Genomic DNA, 19,258 nt, shown 5'->3' with positions numbered 1-19,258 from the left:
GTCAGGTCCGTCGTCAGACGGCGTCCGGGGCTCCGGCCGTCGACACTGCTGCGGACACGCTCGGCATCGTGGCGTCTGCAGCCGCACCGGCCGCGTTCGCGGCACCGACGAGCGTTCCGAAGTAGAACGCGAGCAGGAGCAGGACCGCTGCACCCAGGCCGACGACCGCCCAGAGCAGCGCCTTCGGGATGCCCTGATCCGCGTGCTCTCCGCGGTATTCGGGGAGATCGCGGTCGGGAGCGGACTGCGTGGCCTGAGGCGGCAAGGTGGCGCCGACGATACCCGCAGCCGCGGCCGGGGTCGTGAGCGCGCTCGCGCCGTCGAGTTCCGGGAACGCGACCGTCTCGCCGGGGAGCGCGGCCGGGGCCGTCTGCGGCACGTTCGCGACCGGCCCCTGCGAGGGGACGGCTGCGGCGTGTGCGCCGAAGACGGAGACCGAGGCGGGGATCACGGGTGTGGGCGCGGTGTTCGAGGCGACATCGGGCTCGGCCACCGGGGAGGTGTCCGCAGCGTCGTCGTCGTCTCCGGCAGCGTGGGCCCCGGTTCGTCGTGACCCGCCGGTGTCGTCGTCGGCGTCCGTGCCGTCGACATCGGTACCGTCGGCGGCGACGAGGCCCGGGATGGGGGCGAGCGGGAGATCAGGGTCGGCGATCGCGTCGGCCTGGAGCGACCACCCACCCTCGGCGGCGAAGGCGTCGGCAAGCGACCGTGCCGAGGTCGCCTCGGCCGTGGCGGTGGCGTCCGGCTGATCGGACGGCTCAGACGGGGCGACCGAGGCAGTGTCGTCGACCTGCTCGGTGTCGGCGGGCGGTATGGCAGCCGGCCCGCCGTCAGTCGCGGCGCCGTCGGCCGAGGCGATCTGGACCGCATCCGTGTCGGGTCCGAGGTCGAACAGCGACTCGAGCCGCAGCTCCTCGCTGACCGGCTCGGGCTCGCCGACCGGCTCAGGGCCGATCGAGCCCTCGTCGGCGAGTGGGGCATCCGATGCGGCGGCATCCGTGGTGGGATCGGTCGCACTGTCGGCGACTGCGCCGTCCGGCACGAACGACGGAAGCGGTGTGACGCCCGCTGCAGCGAGTGGGACGGCGTCGAACTCGACGATCTCCTCGTCGAACTCGTCGTCGAGCTCTTCCGGGTCGACGGCGAACACCGGGGTCTCTGGAGCAGGAGTATCGGTGACGGGGGTCGGTGCCGTCTCGGGAGCGGAGTCGGCGTCGAGGTCGGCCGAGGTCTCCGTGTCGTCGGTGTCGTCGCCCGAGCCGAGCCCGGAAGCGGCGCCCGCAGCGGTTGCGGCCCCTGCGGCGGCGAGGCCACCGGCCGCGACGGCTGCGTCGAACCCGCCGAGCGACAGCGTCGGGAAGAGGTCGACCGTGTCGTTCGCGGCGGGGACGATCGGTGCGGCGTCCGGCGCGGAGCTGTCGGTCTCGGTCGCGTCGTCGGTCCAGCTGGCGAACTCGTCACCGGGTCCGTCGACGAGCGGGCGACCGAGCGTGACGGCGGCGAGGCCCGGAGCGAAGGGCTGGACGTCGCCGGCGATGAACGCGGCATCGGGCACCTCGCCCTCGAGCGCGAGCTCCGAGGGGGACTCCGCACTCACGGCTGACGACTCGGCGCCCTCCCACTCCACCGGCGGGACCGGGATGGGCTGGGTCGTGGGAGCCGCGTGTACGAGCGGGTCGAGGGCGTCGTTCGGCGCGAGGTCCCACACGAATGGCGCGGTGCCGAAGGGGCTGACCGTGGGCTCGGGTTGCACGCCGTCGAGGGAGATGAGCTCCGTGATGGAACGCTCGGCCTTCGGGGTCGGCGGGCCGAAGGCCTGGGGGACGTCGGCGGTGTCCGTCGCGTCGTCGTCGACCGACGCATCGTCACGGCCGGGCTCGGCGTCCGTGTCGGCGTCGGGTGTCGGCGCCGGAGGAACCGCTGCTGCTGCGGCTGCGGCACCCGCCAGGGCCGAGAAGCCCGGACCGCCGAGGCTGTCGAACGGCCGCGTCTCATCGAGCGGCTCGGCATCGACGTCGGGGACCGTCTCGGGCCACGGGACGTCGGCTGGTGAGGTCGGCTCCGCTGCGCTCGCGGGCGACGCCGCTGCGACCGTGTCCCAGCGGAACGGTGCCGCGGGAGTGATCGGTTCGGAGGCGACGATGCCGTCGGATGCGGGCTCGGGTTCCGACTCGGTGGTCGGCTCGACCGGCTCGCTCGCGGACGGGGACGTCGCCTCATCGGTGGCGGCGACGGCGAGGGACTCGTCCGCGGTGTCGAGCTGCTGGGGCGCCTCGTCGACCGGCTCAGCGTGCGGTTCCTCGGACGGCTGCTCCTCCGGTGCCGCCGGCGCGGCGCCGAACGTCGCACCGAACGGTTCCGTCAACCAGGCCAGCGGATCCGTGCGCGGCGCGGAGGCCTCGGCGGTCGCCGGCTCGGCGGTCCAGACGTCGCCGGTAGCTGCTTCGTCGTCCGGGGCTTCGTCGAGTCCTGAGTCGGCGGGCGCCGAAGCATCGATCGTCGTGTCACGGACCTCGACGGTCTCGCCACCGAGGACGTCGTCGCCGAACGTCTCGGAGAGACTCCAAGAGCCCTCCGGGAGATCGTCGTCGTCCAGCTCGGTGTCGGGCGTCGTCGCGGAGCCTGACGGCACATCGTGGTCCGCGGCGGGCGGCGTCGGCGTCACCGGCGGGGCGGTGGGCGGCAGCGGTGTGGCGGGCGTGCCGCCGGCGGTCGTCGCGGCGGTCTCTTCCGCTTCGACCGCGGCCCAGGCTGCCGGGTCGTCGGCTGCGAGTGCTCGGGCCGTGGGCAGGACGGCCGTCGAGACGTCTTCCGGGGCTGCTGGCGCGGCGTCATCCTCGGCGTCGTCACTGCCGCCGAGGCTCCAGGGTTCGTCGTCGACCGGTGGCAGGACGACCGGGTTCGTTGGCGCGGGCCGGAAGGTACCGGCGGGCGCGTGCTGGAGGACGGAGTCGGTGTCGACCGTCAGCTCGTTGCGGGCGGGCGGCACCGGCGATGCCGGGGCGGGGGTCGGTGGAACGACCGGGAGCTCGAGGGCGTTCGGGTGCCGCAGACCCTCCGACCGGGCAGGAGCTTCCTCGGGCAGCGGGTCGGCCGGGGCTGCAGGCGTGGCGGTTGCGGCGGGCTCCGCGCTGGGTGCATCCGGCGTCTGCGGTGCGGGGACCGGTGTCGGGTCGTCGGCCGGGTTCGGTACCTGGCTCTGCCACCAGGCGAGGAGTTCGGCCTCGCTCGCGAACTCACCGGGAGCGGCGGCCGGGGCGGCGGGGGCCTGCTCGGCGGCAACGGGCGTCTGCTCGGCGGCAACAGGCGTCTGCTCGACGGGAGCGGGCAGCGGCTCGACCGGAGCCGGCGTCGGCTCAGCGGCCGTCGGGGTCGCGGGCGCATCCGGCGCGGAGGGCGCGGAGGGCGCGGACCACTGGGGCTCGGCCGGGACCGGCGCGGTCACCGGCGAAGCAGCGGGCTGGGCAGCGGCGTCGCCGACGACCGGGAGGACACGCGTCCGGTCGTCGTCGCCGACGGGCACCGGAGCGACGGCTGCCGACGGCTGCTCGTCGACCGCGTCGGTGTCGGGCTGCGTCTCGATCGCCTCCGTGTCGTCGGAGTCGAGCTGCGAGAGCAGCCAGTCGGTTCCGTCCGCGGGTTCGTCCGGCAGCCCGGCCCCGCCGCGTCCGGTTCCGTCGCCGGACATCAGACGAGTCCCAGGTCTTCCAGGCCGATCGCGGCCAGGTACTGGTAGCCCGCGGCCTCGATGATCTCGCGGGCGCCGGTCGCGCGGTCGACGACGACGGCGACGGCGACCACCTCGGCTCCGACCTTCTCGAGCGCTTCGGCCGCCTTGAGCGGTGACCCACCGGTGGTCGAGGTGTCCTCCAGCACGATCACGCGCTTGCCCTGGAGGTCGGGGCCCTCGACCTGCTTGCCGCGGCCGTGGTCCTTCGGCTCCTTGCGGACGACGAACGCGTCGTAGGTGAGTCCGCGCGCGGCACCCTGGTGCAGGATCGCGGCGGCCACCGGGTCGGCACCCATGGTGAGGCCACCGACCGCGAAGACGTCGGGGACCTCGGCGATGAGGTCGATCATGACCTGCCCGATGAGGGGCGCGACGCGGTGGTCGAGGCTCACCTTGCGGAGGTCGACGTAGTACGTGGCTTTCTTGCCGCTCGTCAGGGTGAAGTCACCGTGGAACACGGCTTCCGCCGAGATGTGGTCAATGAGCTGAGCTCGTGCGTCCGTCACGTCGACGAGTCTACAAGCTGTGACCCCCCTCGCCGCAGTCGCCCGGATGGGGGCGTTCCGCATCCCCGACGCAGGAGAGCCCCGGCGTGTCGGGCACGACTCGCCGGGGCTCGGGGACGCCACACCGCCACGTCCTGCATCGGGGCGGCTGCGTCCGGGGGTCAACGCGCGGTGCCGGAGCCCGGATCCTCGGGACGATCGGCTGCGAGCAGCTCCGCCTCGGTCGCGCCGCCGTAGCCGTCCGTCTCCGGGTCGCCGTGCAGGCCGCCCGAGACCGCGTACTCCTCCTCCGGCGACATGACGAGCCGGTGGCGACCCCAGACGGCGAAGGCGACCAGCATGACGACGTACACGACGACGATCGCGATGATCGCCGGCAAGAACGTCGGGTTGAGCAGGAAGCCGACGAAGATGAGCGCGGCGATGACGGCCGCGATGACCGCCCCCGGCACACCCCAGGGGCTGCGGTAGGGCCGCTTGGCGTTCGGGAACTTCTTCCGCAGCAACAGGAACGCGATCATCTGCATGAGGTACGCGAGCACCGCACCCCAGACCGCGATGTTCAGCACGATCGCCCCGGCGACGCCGCCCGATCCGCCGGCCGCGTCGACGATGAGCAACGCGATGAACCCGATGATCGCCCCGGCCACGAGCGCCACCCACGGCGTTTGCCGCTTGCCGGTGAGCGACAGGAACCGCGGGTAGTACCCGGCTCGGGACAGCGAGTACATGTTGCGACCGTAGGCGAACATGATGCCTTGCAGCGAGGCGAGGAGCCCGATGAGGGCGAAGAGGGCGAGGACCGCCGCCGCACCGTCACCGACGATGGCCCGGAAGCCGTCGAGCAGGGGCTCGCCCGCTGTCCCCGTCGCCTCGGCGCCGATCACACCGGTGTTGAGGAACAGGACGAGGAGGCCGGTCACGATGAGCGTGCCACGAGCCCAGAACCCGGCCTTCGGGATGTCGCGCACCGGGTTGTGGGACTCCTCCGCCGCGAGGGGCAGCTCCTCGATGCCGAGGAAGAACCACATCGCGAAGGGCAGGGCGAACAGGATCGGGAGGACACCGTGCGGCAGGAACTCCGTCTGGCCCGCGTCGGGGGCGATGTCGAACAGGTTGGCCCAGGCGAACTGGCCGGAGAAGATCGCCATCGCGGAGAAGACGAGCAGGATGCCGATGGAGATGATCGAGACGACGATGGCGAAGCGGAAGGAGATGCTGGCGCCGGCGGAGTTGAGCGCGATGAACGCGACGTACAGGATCGCCCACCACACGGGCGACGGCATGGAGAACCCGAGCAGCTCGCTCGTGATGGCGTCGGCGTAGGAGGCCGAGAAGTACACGATCACGGCCGTGGTCGCGACGTACTCGATGGTCTCCGCGAGGCCGGTCACGAACCCGCCGAGCGGTCCCATCGCCGCTCTCGCGAAGGAGTAGGCCCCACCGGTGTGCGGCATCGCCGCGGCCATCTCCCCGATCGAGAAGATCATGCCGTAGTACATCGCGACGAGGATGACGAAGGCGATGAGCATGCCGCCGAACCCGGCGAAGTCGATGCCGAAGTTCCAGCCGGAGAAGTCGCCGGAGATGACCGCCGCGACGGCGAGGCCCCAGAGGCCCCACACCCCGGCGGACCGCTTCAAGCTGCGTTTCTCGAAGTACCCCTCGCCGGCCGCGGTGTAGGTCACCCCGGAGATCTTGCGCGTGTCGTCAGCCATCGATGCGTCCTGTCGCTCGGGTTGCGCGCTCGTCGGGCTCGCACAACGTCCTCAGATTCGGTTGGCCCGACTCTAGGACCTGCAATGGTCGCGTGTACATACCTTTGTGAGGAAACCCGTCTCACAATTGCTTCGATCCGGTGGAGGTGCTGTGATGTAATGGTCGAGTTCGCGACCTTTCAGTTCTCCATCGAGGCAGAACGCCGACGACGGGTCCCCCGGATCAACGAGGAGCTGCCATGCACCCACGCTCAGGAAACCTGACGCTCGAGGAGCTCACGACGGCCGTCGCCGCGCGCGAGATCGACACCGTGATCCTCGCGTTCACCGACATGCAGGGCCGACTCGTCGGCAAGCGCGTCTCGGCCCGCCTCTTCGTCGAGGACGTCGCCGAGCACGGAGCGGAGTGCTGCAACTACCTGCTCGCGGTCGACGTCGAGATGAACACCGTCGACGGCTACGCGATGTCGAGTTGGGAGCGCGGCTACGGCGACATGGCGATGATCCCCGACTTCTCGACCCTCCGCCGCGTGCCCTGGCTGCCGGGCACGGCCCTCGTCACCGCCGACCTCCAGTGGCTCGACGACGCCCCGGTGGTCGCTTCGCCCCGCCAGATCCTCATCGCCCAGCTCGAGCGGCTCGCCGAACGCGGCCTCGTCCCGTTCGTCGGCACGGAGCTCGAGTTCCTCGTCTTCGACGACACCTTCCGGGAGGCCTGGGCGAAGGACTACACGAAGCTGACCCCCGCCACCGACTACAACATCGACTATGCGATCCTCGCCTCGACCCGCATGGAGCCGTTGCTGCGCGACATCCGCAACGCCATGGACGGCGCCGGCATGTACTGCGAGGGCGTCAAGGGCGAGTGCAACCTCGGGCAGCAGGAGATCGCGTTCCGCTACGACCACGCCCTCGTCACCTGCGACAACCACTCGATCTACAAGAACGGGGCGAAGGAGATCGCCGACGCCCACGGCAAGAGCCTCACGTTCATGGCGAAGTTCGACGAACGCGAGGGCAACAGCTGCCACATCCACATCAGCCTCCGCGGCGAGGACGGTTCGGCCGTGTTCGCGGACCCCGACGCGCCCGACGGCATGTCGAAGCTCTTCCGGCACTTCCTGGCCGGGCAGCTCGCCGCGATGCGCGAGCTGACGATGTTCTTCGCCCCGAACATCAACTCCTACAAGCGCTACGTCGACGGCAGCTTCGCCCCGACGGCCGTCGCCTGGGGGCACGACAACCGCACCTGTTCACTCCGGGTCGTCGGCCGGGGGCTCGGCATGCGCGTCGAGAACCGGGTGCCGGGCGGCGACGTCAACCAGTACCTCGCCGTCGCCGCGCTCATCGCAGCCGGACTGCACGGCATCGAGAACGAACTGGAGCTCGAGGATCCGACCAGCGGCAACGCCTACACGGGCGGTGCGCCCCGCGTCCCGACGTCGCTCCGGGAGGCGGCCGAGCTCTTCTCGCAGTCGACGATCGCCCGCGAGGCGTTCGGCGACGAGGTAGTCGACCACTACCTGAACTTCGCGAAGGTGGAACTCGCCGCCTTCGACGCCGCGGTGACGGACTGGGAGCGGGTGCGCGGCTTTGAACGCCTCTGACCCGAACGTCCCAGCGACCGACCCGCCCGTCTCGAGCGCCCCGCTCATCGGCATCACGACCTACCTCGAACAGGCCCAGACCGGGGTGTGGGACGTCCCGGCGTCCTTCCTCCCGAAGGTGTACCTCGACGCCGTGACGGATGCGGGCGGGATCGCGGTCCTCCTCCCACCCCAGCCGGTCACCCGTGCCGTGGCCGCATCCGTGCTGGCGCGGCTCGACGGCCTCATCGTCTCGGGTGGCGCCGACGTCGACCCCGGCCTGTACGGGCAGGTCGCCCACCCGCGCACGGGTCGGCCACGGACCGACCGGGACGCCTGGGAGGAGGCGCTGCTCACGGCGGCGATCGACGCCGAGCTGCCGTTCCTCGGCATCTGTCGTGGCGCGCAACTGCTGAACGTCGCGCTCGGCGGGACGCTGGTCCAGCACCTCCCCGACCTCGTCGGCGACGACTCCTTCCAGCCCGGCGAGGGCGTCTTCGGGCCGAAGACCGTGGCGATCGACGCCGACTCGCGACTGGCCGCGCTGCTCCGGCAGGACGACGACGAGCTCGACGTGCACGTCTACCACCACCAGTCGATCGACCGCGTCGCCGACGGGCTCGTCGTCACCGCTCGCACCGAGGAGGGCGTCATCGAGGCGGTCGAGCTTCCGACGGTCCCCTTCGGTCTCGCCGTGCAGTGGCACCCCGAGGAGGAGACGGCCGACCGGCGTCTCTTCGCCGGGCTCGTGGACGCCGCGCGTCGACACCGCGACGCCGGGACCACCGCAGGACTCAGCACCAGCACCAGCACCACACCCGGCACCGAGAGCAGGAGCACCGCACCGTGAGCTACACGATCCTCAATCCGGCGAACGAACACGTCGTCACGACCGTCGAGCACCTCGACCTCGCCGAGACGGACGCCGCCATCGCCCGCGCCGCCGTCGCCCAGCGATCCTGGGCAGCCGTCAGCCCCGCCGACCGCGCCCAGGCGCTCCGCCGTTTCGCCGCATCGGTCGACGCCGACCGCGAGCACCTCGCGAGCCTCGAGGTCGTCAATTCGGGCCACCCCATCACCCAGGCGCGGTGGGAGGCCGGTCACGTCCGCGACGTGCTCGAGTACTACTCGGCGTCACCCGAACGGCTCTTCGGTCAGCAGATCCCCGTCGCCGGGGGCATCGACCTCACCTTCCACGAACCGCTCGGCGTCGTCGGCATCATCACCCCGTGGAACTTCCCGATGACGATCGCCGCCTGGGGGTTCGCGCCGGCGCTCGCGGCGGGGAACGCCGTGGTCCTGAAGCCCGCGGAGTGGACGCCGCTGACGAGCATCCGCCTCGGGGAACTCGCCCTCGAGTCCGGCCTGCCCGAGGGCCTGTTCCAGGTGTTGCCGGGCCGCGGGTCGGTCGTCGGCGAGCGCTTCGTCACGAACGAGACCGTCCGGAAGGTCGTCTTCACCGGGTCGACCGCCGTCGGCAAGCGCATCATGGCCGGCGCGGCCGAGCAGGTGAAGCGGGTCACCCTCGAACTCGGCGGCAAGAGCGCCAACATCGTGTTCGCGGACGCCGACCTCGAACGCGCGGCCGCCGCCGCCCCCTACGGCGTCTTCGAGAACGCGGGCCAGGACTGCTGCGCCCGGAGCCGGATCCTCGTCCAACGGAGCGTCTACGAGCGGTTCATGGAGCTGCTGGAGCCGGCCGTGCAGGGTGTGATCGTCGGCGATCCGAACGACGAGGCCACCGAGATGGGGCCGCTCGTCTCCGCTCCGCACCTGGCCGCCGTGCGCTCGTACGTGCCCGAGGGCGCGCCGGTCGCCTTCACCGGGAGCGCCCCGGACGGCCCGGGGTACTGGTTCGCGCCGACCGTGCTGACGCCCGGCCGCGACGACCGCACCGTCCGGGAGGAGATCTTCGGTCCCGTCGTCGCCGTCCTGCCCTTCGAGGACGAGGCCGACGCCCTGACGCTCGCGAACGACACGGAGTACGGCCTCTCCGGCTCGATCTGGACCCGCGACATCGGCCGCGCGATGCGGGCAGCTCGAGCGGTGGAGTCGGGCAACCTGTCGGTCAACTCCCACTCCTCCGTCCGCTACTCCACCCCCTTCGGCGGGTTCAAGCAGTCGGGTCTCGGGCGTGAGCTCGGTCCCGACGCCCCGCTCGCCTTCACCGAGACGAAGAACGTCTTCCTCGCCGTCGACTGAACGACCCGCACCACCCCGGTCCCTGAGCTTGTCGAAGGGCGGGGCAGAGAGAAAGAGCACCACATGACCATCACCCCCATCGACCTCACCCAGCGGCTCGCCGGGAAGGTCGCCGTGATCACCGGCGGCGCGAGCGGCATCGGCCTCGCCACCGCGAAGCGCTTCGCTGCTGAGGGCGCGACCGTCGTCATCGGCGATCTCGACCCGACGACCGGCCAGGCGGCGGCCGAGCTCGTCGGTGGGCTCTTCGTCCAGGTCGACGTGACCGACCAGGCGCAGGTCGACCACCTGTTCGACACCGCGGCCGAGACCTACGGCTCGCTCGACATCGCCTTCAACAACGCCGGCATCTCCCCACCCGACGACGACTCGATCGAGACGACCGAGCTCCCCGCCTGGGAGCGGGTGCAGGACGTGAACCTCAAGTCGGTCTACCTGTGCTCGCGCGCCGCCATCCGCCACATGGTGCGGCAGGGGAAGGGCTCGATCATCAACACGGCGTCGTTCGTCGCCGTCCTCGGTTCGGCCACCTCGCAGATCTCGTACACGGCGTCCAAGGGCGGAGTGCTCGCGATGAGCCGCGAGCTCGGCGTGCAGTTCGCGCGGCAGGGCATCCGCGTCAACGCCCTCTGCCCAGGTCCCGTCAACACCGCGCTGCTGCAGGAGCTCTTCGCGAAGGATCCGGTGCGCGCGCAACGGCGACTCGTGCACATCCCCCTCGGTCGGTTCGCGGAGCCCGAGGAGTTGGCCGCCTCCGTCGCCTTCCTCGCGAGCGACGACTCCTCCTTCATCACCGGGTCGACGTTCCTCGTCGACGGTGGCATCTCCTCCGCCTACGTGACCCCGGAATGAGCTGACGACATGCCCGGACGGGGGACGCGACCCCGGGGAAATAGACTGATCCGATGAGCGAGACGCGGAAGGGCGACGAGGCGACCGAGGTGCTCAGCGCCGAGCTCCTCCTGCGTCCGGGCCGCGCCGGGAACGCCTTCGAGGAGACCGTCCAGCGGCTCCTGCAGTCCATCCGCCTCGGGCTCATCGAGCCGGGCGGCCGTCTACCTGCCGAGCGGGAACTCGCGACGATGCAAGGGGTCAGCCGAGACACCGTGCGGGATGCGATCGCCGCACTCACCGAGGCCGGTTACCTGACCTCGCGGCGCGGGCGCTACGGCGGGACGTTCGTCATGGACGAGCTGCCCGACGACGAGGCGATCAACGCGGCCGACTCCCCCGAGGTCGGCCGGGTCACGATCTCGGCGGCGGAGATCGAGGACACGCTCACGCTCCGCAGCATCCTCGAGGTCGGTGCAGCCCGCGAGGCGGCGCAGTGCAAGCTCTCCGGAGCAGACCGTGAACGCCTGTGGCAGGCGCTCGGAGACTGCCGGGACGCGGCGCCCGCCGACTACCGCCGCCACGACTCCCGCCTCCACCTGCTCATCGCGGAGCTCGTGGGCGCCCCCAGCCTCCTGCCACTCGTCGCCGAGTCACGCATGCGGGTCAACGAACTCCTCAACGGCATCCCGCTGCTGGCCGTGAACATCGCGCACTCCGACGAGCAGCACGAGCGCATCGTCAAGGCGATCCTGCGCGGTCACCCCGAGGAGGCGGCGCAGGCGATGGCCGAGCACGTCGCCGGCTCCGAGGCGCTCCTCCGCGGCTTCCTCGCCTGAGCGCCTGTCGCGGCGCGGACATGGAACGACCTCCCGGCGACGAGTCGCGAGGAGGTCGGATGCGCCGGCCGGGCCGGCGGGTGCGAGGTCCTAGAAGGACTTCGGGTAGGTGCGGGCCGGGATGGCGCGGTAGCCGTCGCGCTTGACGACGACGACCGATCCAACGGCTGCACTCGCAGCGAGGAGGGCGATGATGCCGAGATAGATGGTCATGGTTCTATGAGACGCCTGTCAGCCGTGAAGGACAAGCGAACAATACTGAGGCTACTCGGTAGCATCGCTACATGGATGTGCGCCGACTCGACCTGCTTCGCGAACTCGCCGAGCGCGGCACGGTGCACGCCGTCGCCGAAGCCACGCATCGCACCCCGTCCGCGGTCTCCCAGCAGCTCAAGGTCCTCGAGCGCGAGGCCGGCCTGCCGCTCACCGAACGACGTGGTCGCGGCCTCGTCCTCACCGACGCCGGCCGGGCACTCGCGGCCAGCGCCACGGACGTCGCCGTCGCGATCGAGCGGGCGACGAGCGTGTGGGACGAGTACCGCAACCGTCCGATCGGCACCGTCACGGTCGCGACCTTCCCCACCTTCGGGCAGATGGTCGTACCCGCCGTGCTCCGCACGCTCGAAGCGGTACCCGGCCTGCGGGTCGTCGTGAGCGACCGAGACCCCGACCTCGAGGACTTCCCCGACCTGGCGGCCGACTTCGACATCGTCATCGCGCAGGCGATCAGCGGCGAGCGCAACTGGGTCCGTCGCGGTCTCCGCATCACGCAGCTGCTCTCCGAGCCGCTCGACGTCGTGCTGCCGGTCGGGCATCGCCTCAGTGGCCAGACCGTCCTGACCCCGGCGGACCTCGCGGACGAGTCCTGGATCGGCGTGCCGGTGGGCTATCCGCTCGACCGCCTGCTCCGCAGCATCGAGGCCGAATCGGGCGGCGAGCTCCGAGTGGTGCAGCGGGTGAGCGACAACCGCATCGCCGAGGCGATGGTCGCGGCGGGCCTCGGTATCGGCCTCCTCCCGCGCTACACGGCCAGCGGTCCGGAGCGCGGCATCGTCCTCCGTCCGCTCGCGGGGCTCGACGCGACGCGTCGGATCGTCGCGCTGTCGCGTCCCGACCGCGCCGAACGGCTGGCGGTGCGGACCGTCCTCGACGCGATCCGCGTGGAGGCGCAGTCGGTCGCCGCTTCGCACACCGCGCCGGAGCCCGAGGAACTCACCACGCCCCGCTGGGTGTGAGCGGGACCGTTCTCAGGAGTCCGTCGGTGCGCCGGAGGCGGCGACGACGGACACACCGCAAGAGTCCTGAGAACGGTCCCGCGGGGACGGTCAGCCCTCGGCCCGACCGGCGCCGCTGCGCTCCCGGCGGTACCGCTGCACGCCGCGCCAGACCGCGACGCCGACGGCGATCACGACACCTGCGATGACCACCTTCTGCAGGATGCCCGCGTACTCCTCGACGATGTGCCACTGCTCACCCAGGAAGAACCCGGCGAGCACGAAGATGGTGTTCCAGATGGCGCTGCCCGCGAAGGTGAGCAGGGTGAACCGCAGGACCGGCATGCGTTCGACGCCGGCGGGGACCGAGATGAGGCTCCGGAAGATCGGGAGCATCCGCCCGAAGAACACCGCCTTCGTGCCGTGCTTCTGGAACCAGGCCTCGACGCGGTCGACGTCCTCGACGTGGACGAGCGGGACCCGCTCAGCGAGGCGGCGCATGCGGTCACGTCCGAGGACGGCGCCGATCGCGTAGAGGGCCAGCGCGCCGATCACGGAACCGGCCGTCGTCCAGATGAGGACCTCGACGAGACCGAGCTTGCCCTGACTGGCGGCGAATCCGGCGAGCGGCAGGATGATCTCGCTCGGCAACGGCGGGAAGAGGTTCTCGAGGGCGATGGCGAGCCCGGCTCCCGGACCACCCAACGTCTCCATGAGGTCGACCGCCCAGTCGGCGACCCCTCCGAGGGCACTGTCCCCTCCGGTCGAGGCTGCGGACAGGCTGAACGTGGCGGCGGTGGACGTCGTCATACCGTCGACGCTACGCGACACCCGCTCGCCATCCCTGGGAACCTCCGCTCAATCCCCCACCCGTCGGCTCCACCGAACCGGTCCTTTCTCAGGACCTCTCCGGCGTGGCGACCCTCCCCCGGGGCGACACGCCGGAGGTCTCCTGAGAAAGGAAACCGATAGCGTTGGGGCATGCGCATCGCCACCTGGAACGTCAACTCGATCCGTACCCGCGTCGGCCGCGTGGTCGACTGGCTCGTCCGAGAGGACGTCGACGTCCTCGCCATGCAGGAGCTCAAGTGCAAGCCCGAGCAGTTCCCGATGGAGGCCTTCACGAAGGCCGGCTACCAGGTGGAGCTCCACGGGCTCAGCCAGTGGAACGGCGTCGGCATCGCCAGCCGCCTCCCGATGGAGGACGTGCAGATCGGCTTCCCCGACATGCCCGGCTTCGGCAAGCCACCGGCGAGCCTCGCGCTCGACGGTCCCGGCTTCGACGCCGACGGCCTGCCGCTCGAAGCGCGAGCCATCGGCGCGACGGTCGACGGCGTCCGCCTCTGGAGCCTGTACGTCCCGAACGGACGCGCCGTCGGCGACCCGCACTACGACTACAAGCTCCGCTGGCTCGCCGCACTCGAAGCCGACACCCGCTCCTGGCTCGCCGAGAACCCCGAGCTGCCGCTCGCACTCATGGGCGACTGGAACGTCGCGCCGCTCGACTCCGACGTCGGCGACCCGAGCTTCGGCCCGGGCTCGACCCACATCTCCGCACCGGAGCGCGCCGCCCTCGCGGCCTTCGTCGACGCGGGACTCCAGGACACCGTCCGACCGTTCGTCCCCGACGGCTACACCTTCTGGGACTACAAGCAGCTCCGGTTCCCCCGCAACGAGGGCCTCCGGATCGACTTCATCTACGGCTCACAGGCGTTCGCGGACCACGTCGTCGAGGCGTCGATCCACCGCAACGAGCGCAAGGGCGACAGTCCGAGCGACCACGTTCCCGTCGTCGTCGACCTCGACTTCACCCTCTCCGAGGAAGAAGAGGACGACTCCCCCATGATCTTCGGCTGACACCCGCCCGCACTGTCCACAACTCCTGCTGTCAGAGCACACCGGCGCTCGACGGGGGTCCCAGGCGCCGAGAACGAGCACTCAGCAGGAGTTGTGAACACGGCAGACAGCCTCGGCACCGGACGGGGCGCCCACCGACCCCGCCTCACCCGACCGTCTGCCGCACGTTCACAACTCCTGCAGGTCACGCCTCTGCTGCCCTGTTCCAGGCCGGAGACGGTAGTCGCCCCGAATCAAGCAGGAGTTGTGCCCATCCCCCGATCAGGACGCGGGCGAGGAGACCCGGCGGCGGGAGAGGACCAGCGCGAGGGCACCGAGGGCGATCACGCTGCCACCCAGCCACGCGGGAGCGAGCGAGGAGACCCCAGTGTCGGGCAGCCTGGCCGCAGCACCGGCCACCGGTTCGGCCATGACGACCCCGTCGGCGCCGACGGTCACCTGACGCTGCAGGCTGTTCACGCCGGTCGCCGCGTCCCAGGTGCCGACGTTCGCCGTCTGGACGGCGTAGAGCGGGTTGGCCGCGACCGACTCGTGCGTGGCCGGCAGCGACAGCGCCGTGTCGTAGCGACCGGCCGGGACGTCGGCGAGTGACGCCTGGAGTGTGACGGTCTCCCCCGCACCCCAGGTGCGGGCGTCCGAACCGAACGGGACGCGCACTGTGCGCTCGGCGTTCGACAGCACGAGGTAGGCGGGCCGGCTGTTGTACGGTGCCGCCCAACCGTCGTTCCGGACCGTGAGCGAGAGCGTGCCGTCCGCGACCGAGCTCTCCGTCATCACGAAGCGGTAGCCGAGTCGCTTCGCGGTGGTGTCGAGGTTCTCCTGGCCCCAGGACTGCAGGACGTCCTGCAGGTAGTCCCAGTTGAGGTAGCTGAAGTTGTACCGCTCCATCTCAGCCGAGGCGGTGGCCCACTCCGACCGCGGCGGGTTCACGTTGCAGGTCTCACCACCGACCGGCACCCACTCGCTCTCCTGCGCGAGGTAGTCCTGATCGAGCGAGATCGGGTCCGACAGGTACGTGCCCCAGTCGTCGGGTGCCGCGAGGAAGCAGTCGTTGTGGTGACCGATGCGCGAGATGGCGCTGCCGTCGAACGCCTGCGCCTCGGTGATGGCCCCAGCGGTCCCGGACGGCACCCCGAGGATGTTCTGCTTCATGTTCATGGTCCGCACCTGGATGGAGCGGTCGTCGGGCACCGCCTCGAGGAGCGCCTCGACGACCGCGCGACGCTTCGCCCAGTCCTCGTCCGTGAGGACACCGGGGTTCGCCGGGTCCGCGGCGAAGTGGTCCGTGTAGTAGCCCTCACCCCAGAGGCCGACGAAGCCGGCCTGGACGACGGAGATGACGTCGGCGTTGTCCTGGAAGATCGGCGCGAGCTGCTCGATGTGGGTGAGCACGATGTCGAGCGGTGCGTCGCCGTACGGCGGCGTGTACGGGAAGTCGCCACCGGCGAGGTACGCGAAGCGGGGGATGATCGAGATGCCGGCGGTGCGAGCCGCGTCGAAGTCGGCCTGGACGAGCGCGAGCCAGGCCGGGTCGAGGGTCGGCTCGGCCACGAACCGTTCCAGGTAGAAGACGCGGACGAGTTCGGTGATGCCCTCCTCGCGGTAGGCCGCCAGGGTGGCGACGTCGAGCGGCGTGTAGCCCGGCCCGCCCTCGGTCCCCTCGGGGTAGTAGTGCGTGTTGTTCGTGTGGTCGAAGCCGCGCTCGGGATTCGCGATGATCGCGTCGCTCGGCTCGTAGGCGACCGTGTCGGCCGAGGTCGGGTCGGGTGCTTGCGCCGCAGCGCTCAGCGGTGTGGCAACGACGATGCCGCACGCGGCGAGCACGGCGACGAGACGGAGACGACGGTTCACGGGAACTCCAGCGGGGTCCGGTGGTGCACGGAAGAGGTTGCCCACATCCTGCTGAACCGACTCCCGAGGTGCAAGGGAATGCTCGAAACCGACCCGAAGTGATCACTATCGCTTAGCGATTCCCCGTGAACCGCCGATCCGCCGGTACCCGCACTCCCGCTAGGACCGCGGCGCGCCCCCGCGCTTCCGCTTGTTCGCATCGATGGCGGGGCGCTCGGCCACCACCGGCCAGGTGCCCGTGTGCCCCTCGCGTGCGGCCGCCGCGGCCATGATCCGCGGCTTGGCTGCGAACCATCCGACGATGAGCATCGGGATGAGGACGATGAGGGAGGCGAGGACCCAGCGCCCGGTCTCCGAGAAGCCCATGGTCACGAGGACGAACAGGAGGAACGCGAGGGTCAGATACGACGTGAACGGTGCCCCGAACAAGCGGAACGACGGCCGCTCGACCTTGCCCTGCTTCGCCCAGCGCTGCAGCTGGATCTGGCAGAGGATGATCGTCGCCCAGCCGCCGATGATGCCGATGGCCGAGATCTCGAGCACGATCTCGAACGCCTTCGACGGGTAGAGCGCGTTCAGCAGGACGCCGAGCAGGGTGAGCGCTGCGGTGAGCAGGATCCCGCCGAACGGGACGCCGTTCTTGCTCATCTTGCCCGTGAACGCGGGGGCCGAACCGTTGACGGCCATCGAGCGGAGGATGCGACCGGTCGAGTAGAGGCCCGCGTTGAGGCTCGACAGCGCCGCGGTCAGGACCACGAAGTTCATGACGGACGCCGAGATCGCCCCGGCCTGCTCCGACCCGATGTGCGAGAAGAAGGTGACGAACGGGCTCTCACCGGCCTGGTAGGCCGTGTAGGGCAGCAGGAGCGAGAGGAGCAGCACCGAGCCGACGTAGAAGATCGCGATGCGGAAGATGACCGTGTTGACGGCCTTCGGCATGATCTTCTTCGGCTCGGCGGTCTCCCCGGCCGCCGTGCCCACGAGCTCGATGGCCGCGTAGGCGAAGACCACACCGGAGATCGCGATCATCGGGGCGAAGGCGCCGACCGGGAACAGCCCGCCGTTGTCGCCGATGACCGAGAATCCGACGGCGCCGATGTCGGTGCGTCCGCCGAAGACGATGAAGCAGACGCCGACGATGAGGAAGATCACCAGCGCCGACACCTTGATGAGCGCGAACCAGAACTCCATCTCTCCGAACAGCTTGACGGAGACGAGGTTGAGCGCCAGTACCACCACCAGAGCGGCGAGCGCGAAGACCCACTGCGGGAAGTCCTCGAGCTCCTTCCAGCCGAACAGCTTGCCGAAGGTCTTGATGTAGAGCGCGGCCGCGGTGACGTCGACGATCGAGGTCATCGCCCAGTTGAGGAAGTACAACCACCCCGCGCCGAACGCCATCTTCTCGCCGTAGAACTCCCGGGCGTAGGAGATGAACGAGCCCGAGGACGGGCGGTGGAGGACGAGTTCACCGAGGGCGCGCAGGATGAGGAAGGCGAAGAACCCGCAGAGCGCGTACACGAGGATGAGCGCCGGGCCGGAGCTGTTCAGGCGGCCACCCGCACCGAGGAAGAGCCCCGTGCCGATCGCACCGCCGATCGCGATCATCTGGATCTGCCGCGGCTTGAGGGTCTTGTGGTACCCCTCCTCCTCGCCGGAGAAGTCCTGCACGGCGAGCATCTCGTCGCCGACGGTCTCGCGGGATTCGGCCCAGTCTCCGGAACGTTCGTGTCGTGGGGTCGTGCCTTCGGTCATGTCGTCCCATCGGGTCGGGTCCGACGGCGCTCCGCCGGACTGGACGGTGGTATATCTCAGTCGTGCCCGCCCAAGAGTAGTCGCGAACGTTCGGCATTTCCGGCCATCGCTGTCCATGCTTCGGAGGACAGCGGCGCTTCGGACGGACCGGTTCCCGGGGGTCAGGCGAGCAGGGCGGCGACGACGACGAGGACCGGCACGGAGAGGATCGTCGTCAGCAGGACCGTGTCGCGGGCGAGCGTGACGCCCTGCTCGTACCGGCTGGCGAAGTTGTAGACGTTCTGGGCCGCCGGGAGGGCGGCGAGGACGACGGAGGCGAACAACGGCGTGCCGCTCAGCCCGAACCCGAAGTGCGCGATGAGGTAGGCGAATCCGGGCATCACGACCGATTTGATCGCCGTCGCCACGAAGATCTCCCGACGTCCGCTGCCGGCCTGCAACGGCCGCATGCCGTGCAGCGACATACCGAACGCCATGAGGATGAGCGGTACGGCCGCGCCGCCGAGGAGCTCGAACGGGGCCATGGCGGGCTCGGGGAGCCGGACGCCGAAGAGGTTGAGTACGACGCCGACGATCGACGCGACGATCATCGGGTTGCGGAAGGGCTGCGTCACGATGCCGAGGAAGGAGACGGAGCCGCGTTGTCTGACGTCGAGGATGGTGAGCGCGATCGGGGCGAAGACGAGGAGCTGCAGCAGGATGACCGGGGCGACGTAGCCGGCCTCGCCGAGGACGTAGACCGCCACCGGGATGCCGATGTTGTTGGCGTTGACGTAGCCCGAGCCGAGCGCGCCGATCGTCGCGACCGAGAGGTCCTTGCGGAGCCACACGGCGTTCAGCAGCACGAAGAGCGCGGCGGCCGACAGGGCACTCGCGAGGGCGACCCAGATGAAACTGCTGAACACCTCGTGCAGGTCGGCCGTGGCGAGCACCGTGAACAGCAGCGCCGGGTTGGTGACGAAGAACGCCACCCGGTTGAGCACGTGCCCGGTCGTCGGGCCCCCGACCTCGAGACGCCCGGCGAGGTAGCCGACGAGGATCACGGTGCCGATGATCGCGAACCCCGTCAGCACTCCGCCCATGCCGTCCAGCCTAGGTGCAGCCCGTCCGGCGGCCCGGTCGAGCCGACGGTTGTGGAGCGGGCGGTCGGCGTGGAGAATCTGGGGAGGAGA

The 19,258-nt window shown here is 70.5% G+C and carries 15 protein-coding genes; 7 read left to right on the top strand and 8 right to left on the bottom strand.

Annotation, left to right across the window (positions count from 1 at the left end; all coding sequences use genetic code 11):
* Positions 1 to 13: 13 nt before the first annotated feature.
* From ACLIME_RS18175 to ACLIME_RS18165, 3 genes are all read right to left on the bottom strand, one after another.
* Complete coding sequence (locus tag ACLIME_RS18175) at positions 14 to 3,688, bottom strand: hypothetical protein (protein ID WP_411557836.1); 3,675 nt, start codon at positions 3,686 to 3,688, stop codon at positions 14 to 16.
* Positions 3,688 to 4,236 (bottom strand): orotate phosphoribosyltransferase, encoded by a 549-nt coding sequence (gene pyrE / locus ACLIME_RS18170; RefSeq protein ID WP_411557835.1) that lies wholly within the window; start codon positions 4,234 to 4,236, stop codon positions 3,688 to 3,690. The genes ACLIME_RS18175 and pyrE overlap by 1 nt, the downstream gene beginning before the upstream one ends.
* 161 nt (positions 4,237 to 4,397) lie before the next feature.
* A complete protein-coding gene (locus tag ACLIME_RS18165; RefSeq protein WP_079705000.1) occupies positions 4,398 to 5,954 on the bottom strand; it encodes an amino acid permease in 1,557 nt (518 codons plus the stop codon).
* A 239-nt stretch (positions 5,955 to 6,193) separates the two neighbouring features.
* On the opposite strand from ACLIME_RS18165, the gene ACLIME_RS18160 reads away from it, so the two are divergent.
* From ACLIME_RS18160 to ACLIME_RS18140, 5 genes are all read left to right on the top strand, one after another.
* Entirely contained in the window at positions 6,194 to 7,561 is a 1,368-nt protein-coding gene (locus tag ACLIME_RS18160; RefSeq protein ID WP_079704999.1) for a glutamine synthetase family protein, read from the top strand.
* On the top strand, positions 7,548 to 8,390 hold the full coding sequence (locus tag ACLIME_RS18155) for a gamma-glutamyl-gamma-aminobutyrate hydrolase family protein (RefSeq protein WP_411557834.1): 843 nt from the start codon (positions 7,548 to 7,550) through the stop codon (positions 8,388 to 8,390). Before ACLIME_RS18160 ends, ACLIME_RS18155 begins: the two co-directional genes overlap by 14 nt.
* Positions 8,387 to 9,742 carry an aldehyde dehydrogenase family protein gene (locus ACLIME_RS18150; protein WP_411557833.1) on the top strand — a complete coding sequence of 452 codons (1,356 nt, stop codon included), beginning with the start codon at positions 8,387 to 8,389 and terminating at the stop codon, positions 9,740 to 9,742. The genes ACLIME_RS18155 and ACLIME_RS18150 overlap by 4 nt, the downstream gene beginning before the upstream one ends.
* Before the next feature lie 63 nt (positions 9,743 to 9,805).
* Positions 9,806 to 10,594, top strand: a complete 789-nt coding sequence (locus tag ACLIME_RS18145) for a 3-oxoacyl-ACP reductase (RefSeq protein ID WP_411557832.1) — start codon at positions 9,806 to 9,808, stop codon at positions 10,592 to 10,594.
* Between the two features lie 53 nt (positions 10,595 to 10,647).
* Positions 10,648 to 11,412 carry a FadR/GntR family transcriptional regulator gene (locus ACLIME_RS18140; protein WP_124768611.1) on the top strand — a complete coding sequence of 255 codons (765 nt, stop codon included), beginning with the start codon at positions 10,648 to 10,650 and terminating at the stop codon, positions 11,410 to 11,412.
* 90 nt (positions 11,413 to 11,502) lie between these two features.
* Here ACLIME_RS18140 and ACLIME_RS18135 read toward each other — a convergent pair whose 3' ends face one another.
* The gene (locus ACLIME_RS18135) at positions 11,503 to 11,625 is read right to left on the bottom strand and encodes a hypothetical protein (protein WP_255376692.1); all 123 of its coding nucleotides are present in this window, start codon (positions 11,623 to 11,625) and stop codon (positions 11,503 to 11,505) included.
* 71 nt (positions 11,626 to 11,696) lie between these two features.
* Between ACLIME_RS18135 and ACLIME_RS18130 the strand changes: the two genes are divergently transcribed.
* On the top strand, positions 11,697 to 12,647 hold the full coding sequence (locus tag ACLIME_RS18130) for a LysR family transcriptional regulator (RefSeq protein WP_079704995.1): 951 nt from the start codon (positions 11,697 to 11,699) through the stop codon (positions 12,645 to 12,647).
* A gap of 90 nt (positions 12,648 to 12,737) precedes the next feature.
* Here the strand turns inward: ACLIME_RS18130 and ACLIME_RS18125 are convergent, their stop codons facing one another.
* Positions 12,738 to 13,436, bottom strand: a complete 699-nt coding sequence (locus ACLIME_RS18125) for a DedA family protein (protein WP_411557831.1) — start codon at positions 13,434 to 13,436, stop codon at positions 12,738 to 12,740.
* Positions 13,437 to 13,607: 171 nt separating this feature from the next.
* Between ACLIME_RS18125 and ACLIME_RS18120 the strand changes: the two genes are divergently transcribed.
* A complete protein-coding gene (locus ACLIME_RS18120) occupies positions 13,608 to 14,483 on the top strand; it encodes an exodeoxyribonuclease III (RefSeq protein WP_411557830.1) in 876 nt (291 codons plus the stop codon).
* Between the two features lie 261 nt (positions 14,484 to 14,744).
* Here ACLIME_RS18120 and ACLIME_RS18115 read toward each other — a convergent pair whose 3' ends face one another.
* From ACLIME_RS18115 to ACLIME_RS18105, 3 genes are all read right to left on the bottom strand, one after another.
* Entirely contained in the window at positions 14,745 to 16,334 is a 1,590-nt protein-coding gene (locus ACLIME_RS18115; protein WP_411557829.1) for a DUF4832 domain-containing protein, read from the bottom strand.
* Between the two features lie 159 nt (positions 16,335 to 16,493).
* Positions 16,494 to 18,086, bottom strand: a complete 1,593-nt coding sequence (locus tag ACLIME_RS18110; protein WP_411557828.1) for an amino acid permease — start codon at positions 18,084 to 18,086, stop codon at positions 16,494 to 16,496.
* A 161-nt stretch (positions 18,087 to 18,247) separates the two neighbouring features.
* On the bottom strand, positions 18,248 to 19,168 hold the full coding sequence (locus ACLIME_RS18105; protein WP_411557827.1) for an AEC family transporter: 921 nt from the start codon (positions 19,166 to 19,168) through the stop codon (positions 18,248 to 18,250).
* Between the last annotated feature and the right edge of the window lie 90 nt (positions 19,169 to 19,258).

The sequence above is a fragment of the Plantibacter sp. MPB07 genome, from assembly GCF_046619465.1.
Classification (GTDB): Bacteria; Actinomycetota; Actinomycetes; order Actinomycetales; family Microbacteriaceae; genus Plantibacter; species Plantibacter auratus.
This window is presented reverse-complemented; position numbering and strand designations above follow the sequence as displayed.